The sequence below is a fragment of the Mesorhizobium sp. P5_C1 genome (genome assembly GCF_054049815.1).
Window position 1 is genome coordinate 1 of the sequence record NZ_JBFULQ010000320.1, and the last position, 6,463, is coordinate 6,463.

6 protein-coding genes are annotated in these 6,463 nt (G+C 60.7%); 2 read left to right on the forward strand and 4 right to left on the reverse strand.

The genetic code is table 11. From position 1 onward, the window contains the following. The first annotated feature begins 799 nt into the window (after positions 1–799). Both ACXJ7R_RS21760 and ACXJ7R_RS21765 read left to right on the forward strand, forming a co-directional pair. Positions 800–1,027: a hypothetical protein gene (locus tag ACXJ7R_RS21760; RefSeq protein WP_457153652.1), complete on the forward strand. Its 228-nt coding sequence runs from the start codon at positions 800–802 to the stop codon at positions 1,025–1,027. A 47-nt stretch (positions 1,028–1,074) separates the two neighbouring features. Beyond that, positions 1,075–1,266 carry a hypothetical protein gene (locus ACXJ7R_RS21765; protein ID WP_457153653.1) on the forward strand — a complete coding sequence of 64 codons (192 nt, stop codon included), beginning with the start codon at positions 1,075–1,077 and terminating at the stop codon, positions 1,264–1,266. Between the two features lie 351 nt (positions 1,267–1,617). On the opposite strand, the gene ACXJ7R_RS21770 is transcribed toward ACXJ7R_RS21765, so the two are convergent. The 4 genes from ACXJ7R_RS21770 to ACXJ7R_RS21785 form a co-directional block, all read right to left on the reverse strand. Continuing rightward, on the reverse strand, positions 1,618–2,925 hold the full coding sequence (locus ACXJ7R_RS21770) for an O-antigen ligase family protein (protein ID WP_457153654.1): 1,308 nt from the start codon (positions 2,923–2,925) through the stop codon (positions 1,618–1,620). Then, on the reverse strand, positions 2,922–4,460 hold the full coding sequence (locus tag ACXJ7R_RS21775; RefSeq protein ID WP_457153655.1) for an undecaprenyl-phosphate glucose phosphotransferase: 1,539 nt from the start codon (positions 4,458–4,460) through the stop codon (positions 2,922–2,924). The genes ACXJ7R_RS21770 and ACXJ7R_RS21775 overlap by 4 nt, the downstream gene beginning before the upstream one ends. A gap of 96 nt (positions 4,461–4,556) precedes the next feature. Beyond that, complete coding sequence (locus ACXJ7R_RS21780; RefSeq protein ID WP_457153656.1) at positions 4,557–5,687, reverse strand: glycosyltransferase family 4 protein; 1,131 nt, start codon at positions 5,685–5,687, stop codon at positions 4,557–4,559. Between the two features lie 8 nt (positions 5,688–5,695). After that, positions 5,696–6,259, reverse strand: a complete 564-nt coding sequence (locus tag ACXJ7R_RS21785; RefSeq protein ID WP_095081215.1) for a polysaccharide biosynthesis/export family protein — start codon at positions 6,257–6,259, stop codon at positions 5,696–5,698. Positions 6,260–6,463: the final 204 nt, after the last annotated feature.

The window sequence follows — 6,463 nt, forward strand, 5'->3', positions numbered from 1 at the left end:
GGACGAGCAACGTCGCATGGACGCCTGAGCGGCTACGACTTCTTTGAGGATCTCGTAGAGGCTGGAATTGTTGAGAACCGCCGCGAGGTGCCGCGCGATTTGGCAGAGGAAACTTGGCGTCGCATTGGCAATGATGTTCTCGATTACATGGTGGAATTCCACCGTGGCTTCGTGCCCCCGGAGCGGCCTATCTGGGCAGAGCGTGAGTTCGGCCCACCCGATAGGAAGAAGCGGCACGCTGGGACGCGCTGGAGGGAATAGGCGTCGCGCAGAATCATCTGCATCTTCCGCGGTCGATGTGGCCGCGGTTTATGGTCGACGCCTGCGGATGAAGAGGATCTCTGAAATAGGATTGCCAACTTGTAACTTGGAAAATGGGGAAAACAAGTATTTACAAGGCCATCTCGCTTGGCTGCTCGATGATTTGGAAATCAAAGATCCCCATGGAAAAGGTGAACGTGCCGCCGTCTGCTTTATCCGGAGTCTACGCCACCCTAAGTCGCGGTTTTAAGGGCGAGGATTTCAACTTGATGTTTAGCAAGAGCGTCTTATTCGTAGAGTACACGGAAACACGCTTGAAGAGAGCGCGCGCAAAATCAAAACGGTCTGTGCCCTCCTTCCTGGCGGCAGTGTCGCTGCGAGCGGATAATGACAATCCGGGAACGGAGTTTTAGGTAGGAGCGCCGGCCGCCTAAATCGGCCACTTCGCTCACCGCTCTGGAAGGGCAGATCTACGGCAAGGTTGTTCAAGTGTTGAGACAGAAGCTCCCTAATCCAGCGTAGGTCGGGCGGCTCTCTGATGCGCGATAGCGAACTGACTGCGCGACCGGGCAAGGGCTGGACACCTTGGGAAGAGGGTCAAGGCGACTCCGACATCGAAAAGATATGGTGGGCGCTCAATCGATTTCCGAATCCGGTCTGCTCAACCACCAAGAAACCCGAAATGCGGATCCCTTTTATTGTGCCCGCCGCAGGAGCAACCGGCGGCAACCACATGGTTCCGTTGTGGACCTGCCTACCGTCGTGACATGATAGCAGTCAAGACTGCCTTCATTGTCTCGCAGGAATGGTCGTATGGACAAGAAAGAAGCCGCCCAGGAGATAATGCAGATCGTAAGAGGCGATCTGGCGAGCGCTAGAGACGCGGCACAAGGACAGCCATCCTGGCGACTGATCGATGAGGCGATGTCCAACCTTAGGCGGATCGCCTCGATTTTGAACCACGATGACAGAGAGCCGCTCAAACCCGCCAATTTTAATTATTAAAGTCTCCGTCTGCCATCCCCGATACCAAGCGCACCGTCACAGCATCGAAACTGCGGTAATCTCGGCTGACTCTGCGCTCTTCTTGAAAGGTCCGAAAAGGAGGTTGACGTGAAGATCAGGACGACAAGACACAATCACCCCGGAGAACCCGGCGTCATTCTGCTAGACCAGTCATTGCAACACATGATCGTGGCGACCGACATACGTGATGGCGCAACGACACTGTTCGGGACGGTAAATCTGCAGGTGAATTATTCCGGGCAGTACGACATCAGAGTCGAATTATCGCCAGGGGAACTGACGCAGGTCTACCAACTACTGGCCAAAATCTTCTCGAGAAAATACAGGAACTTACGAGCGCTCAAACTCCTTGACGCTCGCAAACCAACCGCCTTCTACAGCTCGCCTTCCACCTTGGGCTTTTACCGGGTTCGGCCGCAACAGCCGCTGGTGCCTGTACTCAAGCGCGATGGCGCCCCAGATCAGGCCGAGCAGCAGGTAGACATGGCGCCAGTGATCGATGTCGATGAAGGTGCCGAGCCCGATATTGCCGATGAAGGCGACATAGGCGCACAGCAGATAGGGCTGCCACGGCCGGTCGCGCAGCAGGATGCGGAATCCGGCTGCTATCGTCCAGGCGACGAGAGTCAGGAACGACACGAAGCCGAGCCAGCCATAGTCCATCAGCATCTTCAGCCAGATATCGTGCGTGTCTTCGCCAAAGATCGTGCCGAAGACCAGCGGGCCGATGCCGAACGGATGCTCGAGCGCCATCTGGAACCCGATTGCGTAGCGGGCGAAGCGGCCGAGGCGAGCGGTGTCGTAACTCTGTTCGAGATGGGCGCGGTTGGAAAACATCTCCGACACGCCGGGCAGTTGCAAGATGACGATCATGGCGACGACCAGCAGCGACAGTGCCGCGACCGTCATCACCACCACGCGCAGTCGGAACATGCCGCTGGCGCTCTGCAGGAACAGGCAGCCGGTGAGCAGGACAGCCGAAACGGCGAACATGCCCCAGGCGCCGCGCGAGAAGGAAAAGAAGATGCCGGCGGTTATGATCAGCAGCGGCACCGCCAGCAGCGGCATGCGCGTGACCGGCCCGGTCAAAAGCAGATAGAGCAAATAGATACCGGGCAGCACCAGGAACGGGCCGAACACATTCGGGTCCTGGAAGGCACCGGCGGCCCGGTCGTATTTGGTGAACATCTCGGCGCCCGGAAAGGCGTGGAAATAGCCCGCTATGCCAAGCAGAGAGGTTATCACCGCCGACACGACATAGGCGAAGAAGATCAGCCGGTAGAGGCTGGGTTGCACCGCGGTCACCGAGGCGAAGAACACCGCGGTGAAGGCGAGAAACAGCGAGACGGCGAGATAGAGCGGCGTGTTGGCGAGATCCGCCATCTGCGTCATCGCCATCATGCCACCGATGTTCATCGTCACCAGCAGCACCAGCAGCGGCATTGCCGCGCGCGACAGCCTGAGGCCGAATAGACCCCAGATGGCGATCAGCCCGGCCATGTAGAGTTCATAGGGCGCCGGTTCGCTGATGACGAAGCCGGACAGGAATATGCCGACGAACACCGCGGCTGAGGAAATCAGCGCTATCAGCTTGGCGTTGACCGCGGCCTGCGGCAGCTCATGGGAAATCGCGCTCAATAGGCGTTTTCCGTGTTCAGCAGCCGGGCGGGCGTCAGGAACAGGATCCGCAAGTCGAACAGCAGCGACCAGTTCTCGATGTAATAGAGGTCGTACTCCGTCCGCATGCGGATCTTCTCGTTGGTGTCCATCTCGCCGCGCCAGCCATTGATCTGCGCCCAGCCGGTGACGCCGGGCTTGACCTTGTGACGCGCGAAATAGCCGTCGACCACTTCGTTGTAGAGAAGGTTGTGCGACTGCGCGGCGATGGCGTGTGGACGCGGGCCGACCAGCGACAATGAACCCAGCAGCGAGTTGAAGAACTGCGGCAGCTCGTCGATCGAGGTCTTGCGGATGAAGCGGCCGACGCGGGTGACGCGCGGGTCGTTCTTGGTCACCGTCTGCTTGGCGGTCGGGTCGGCCTTGTCCGTATACATCGAACGGAACTTGTAGACTTCGATGATCTCGTTGTTGAAGCCGTGCCGCTTCTGGTGAAACAGCACCGGTCCCTTGCTGTCGAGCTTGATGGCGATGGCGGTCGCCAGCATCACCGGCGAGAACACGACGATGCCGATCAGGCTGAAGACGATGTCGAAGGCGCGCTTGGCGACCGAATCCCAGTCGTTGATCGGCCTGTCGAAGATATCGAGCATCGGCACCGAGCCGATGTAGGAATATGCGCGCGGGCGAAACTGCAGCGCGTTGGAATGCGCCGACAGCCGGATGTCGACCGGCAACACCCACAGCTTCTTCAACAGCTGCAGCACGCGCGATTCGGCGGTCAGCGGCAGCGATACGATCAGCATGTCGATGCGGGCGATGCGGGCGAACTCGATCAGCTCCGAAATGGTACCGAGCTTGGGATAGCCGGCGACGATGGGCGGTGAGCGCTTGTCGCCGCGATCGTCGAAGATGCCGCAGATGCGGATGTCGTTATAGGGCTGCTTTTCGACCGAGCGGATCAGCATCTCAGCCGCCTTGCCACCGCCGACGATGACGGCGCGCCGCTCCATGCGGCCATCGCGCGCCCAGCGCCGGATCAGCTTCGACATCACCAGTCTGAGGCCGAAGAGGAGAACGAAGCCGATGACGAACCAGGTGCCGAGCAGAAGGCGCGAATAGTCTTCCGACATCTTCATGACGAATGCCATCAGCGCCATGAGGGCGAAAGTGCCGGCCCAGACCAGCAGCACGCGGCCGAAATTGGCGATGGGCCGCATGAGGGCCACGATCTGGTAGCAGTCGGTGACGTCGAGCAGCACCACGGCAAGGAACGACGAAGCGGCGATCGTCAGCGGGTATTGCCAGGCGAGATAGTTGAAGAACCCGACATAGTAGAAATAGATGCCGAGCCCGGACACCAGCAGCAAGCCGAATTCGACCATGCGCAGCACGCCGCTGACCATGATCGGCGACATGGTATCGCGCCTGTACTGCGAGGCGACCTGGCGGGCGACATCGTTCATGCCGCCGGGCGGCGTGTCGCCTTCGGCCGGGCCGTCGAATTTACGCACCGCCTCTGGTGAAAAGCGGCGCGCGGGGTCGATCTCGTTCATGGGGCTTTCCGCAAGCTTCCCTACGGTGAATAGCAAAAGAGAGCTAAGAAAGCCTTGAAACAACAAGTGGCTTTGAAACGGCCTGGGGCTTGAGGCCTATTTGTTGATCGCGGCGAAGTAGGCCTTCTCGATGTCGGCGGCCATCACATCGGCGCCGAAGCGTGCCTTGAGGCTGGCGCCATCCGGCATCAGCTTGCGATAGGCGGCGAGGTCGCCCAGCGCCTGGCTCACCTTGTCGGCAAGCTCGACTGGGCCAGGCCGGATCAGGGCAGGGGAGCCGGAGCCGAAGATTTCCGGTATGCCGCCGACCGACGTGGCGATCATCGGCTTTCCCGCGGCGAGCGTCTCCAGGACGATATAGGGCATGGCTTCGGCCCGCGAGGGAACGATGACGAGTGCCGCCAGCGCGAAAGCCTCCCTGGCCGGCATCGGCGGCAGGAAGCGGACGTAGCCCTCAAGCCCGAGGCGTTTCACCTGGGCGTGGTAGCGGGGTAGGTCGTCGCCGGAGCCAACCATCACCGCGGTCAGCGCGCGGCCGAGCCGGGGGCCGGCGAGGGCCAGCGCGTCGATGAAGATGTCGGGACCCTTCAGGTCGCGCATCATGCCGATATAGAGCAGATCGGCTGCGTCGGCCCCGGTGATTGCGGGCTCGAATTCGGCGGCGCGCAATCCATTGTAGACCAGGGTGTTGGGGATCTGCGGCTCCCCGACCTTGCGGCGATAGGTTCGCCTTTCGTAGTCGGAGACAAAAAGCAGGTGGTCGGTGAAGAGCGCCATGAAGCGCTCGAGCGCGAAGAACAGCTTTCCGGTGGTCGTGTGCTCGTCATAGTGGAGAGAGCCACCATGCGGCGAATAAAGGCGGGCTACGCGAGACCTTGATACCCGCAACAATGAGCCGAACAGACGGGTATAGGCGCCACCCTTGGCGCCGTGCCCGTGCAACACGTCCGGCCGCAATTCCTTGATGATCCTGTAAGTGCGCCAGGCCGACGCAAGGTCGCCCGGGCCGACATGGCGCTGCATCGGCGTGCGATGGATGCCGAGCGCCAGCATATCCTTCATCTGCTCGAACAGACGTTCCTCGAACTCGCCGCCCGTCGTCGAATCGCAGACGATGCCGACAGAATGTCCGGCAGCGACCTGCGCCTCGGTCAGGTCGCGCACATGGCGGAAAATTCCTCCGACGGGTGAGCGAAAGCAATGGACGATCCTGAGGTTGTCCACCACGTGGGTCGTCAGAACAGGCGTTCGCGGACGTAGACCGTATCGCCCGGCAGCAGCGGGTCGGACGTGACCACGCGGCCGGTCATCACCTTACCGTTGATGTCGCGGGTGATGTCGACGCTTTCCTGATTGGCGCGCGGGGTGAAACCGCCAGCGATGGCGATTGCCTTCTGCACCGTCAGGCCGGGGACGTACGAGTATTGGCCTGCGGCACCCACTTCGCCCATGACGAAGATCGGCCGGTAGCGGTCGATCTCGACCGAAACGTCGGGATCGCGCAGATAGCCTTGCCGCAATTTGTCGGCGATTTCCTTTTCCATCTGCTGCGCTGTGTGGCCGCGCGCCGGTACGGCGCCGACAAGCGGGAAGGAGAGGTAGCCGGATTGGTCGACGCTGTAGGTGTTGGTCAACCCGTCCTGCTCGAACACGGTGACGCGGACGCGGTCGCCCGCGCCAAGACGATAAGGCTGTTCGAGCACTTCGTGGAAGGCTGCCGGCGTCGGCCGGTAGCTGGAACAGCCGGCAAGCATCGATACGGCAAGCAGCGCGCGAAACAGGGAAGCAGTGCTTTTCATGACCGGACAGGTACCTTCGACTGGCCGCTGCAGCCCCGCAGCAACTCTAGGGATCGAGGTCCGTTATCATCCTGTTAGGGTTAATGGCCGGTAAAGGGAGCGGCCGACACAGCGCGCGGCGGCGAGAGTTTTGCGATTTTTTTGGCGGTTTTGTTTGGCGTCCGCCAGTAAACCCTAACGCAAACTTACGGCCATCTTAACGGC

Bases quoted from the DNA above. Each gene is read 5' to 3' on its own strand.
- ACXJ7R_RS21760 (WP_457153652.1), top strand. From the start codon at position 800: ATGCGCGATAGCGAACTGACTGCGCGACCGGGCAAGGGCTGGACACCT.
- ACXJ7R_RS21765 (WP_457153653.1), top strand. From the start codon at position 1,075: ATGGACAAGAAAGAAGCCGCCCAGGAGATAATGCAGATCGTAAGAGGC.
- ACXJ7R_RS21775 (WP_457153655.1), bottom strand. From the start codon at position 4,460: ATGAACGAGATCGACCCCGCGCGCCGCTTTTCACCAGAGGCGGTGCGT.
- ACXJ7R_RS21785 (WP_095081215.1), bottom strand. From the start codon at position 6,259: ATGAAAAGCACTGCTTCCCTGTTTCGCGCGCTGCTTGCCGTATCGATG.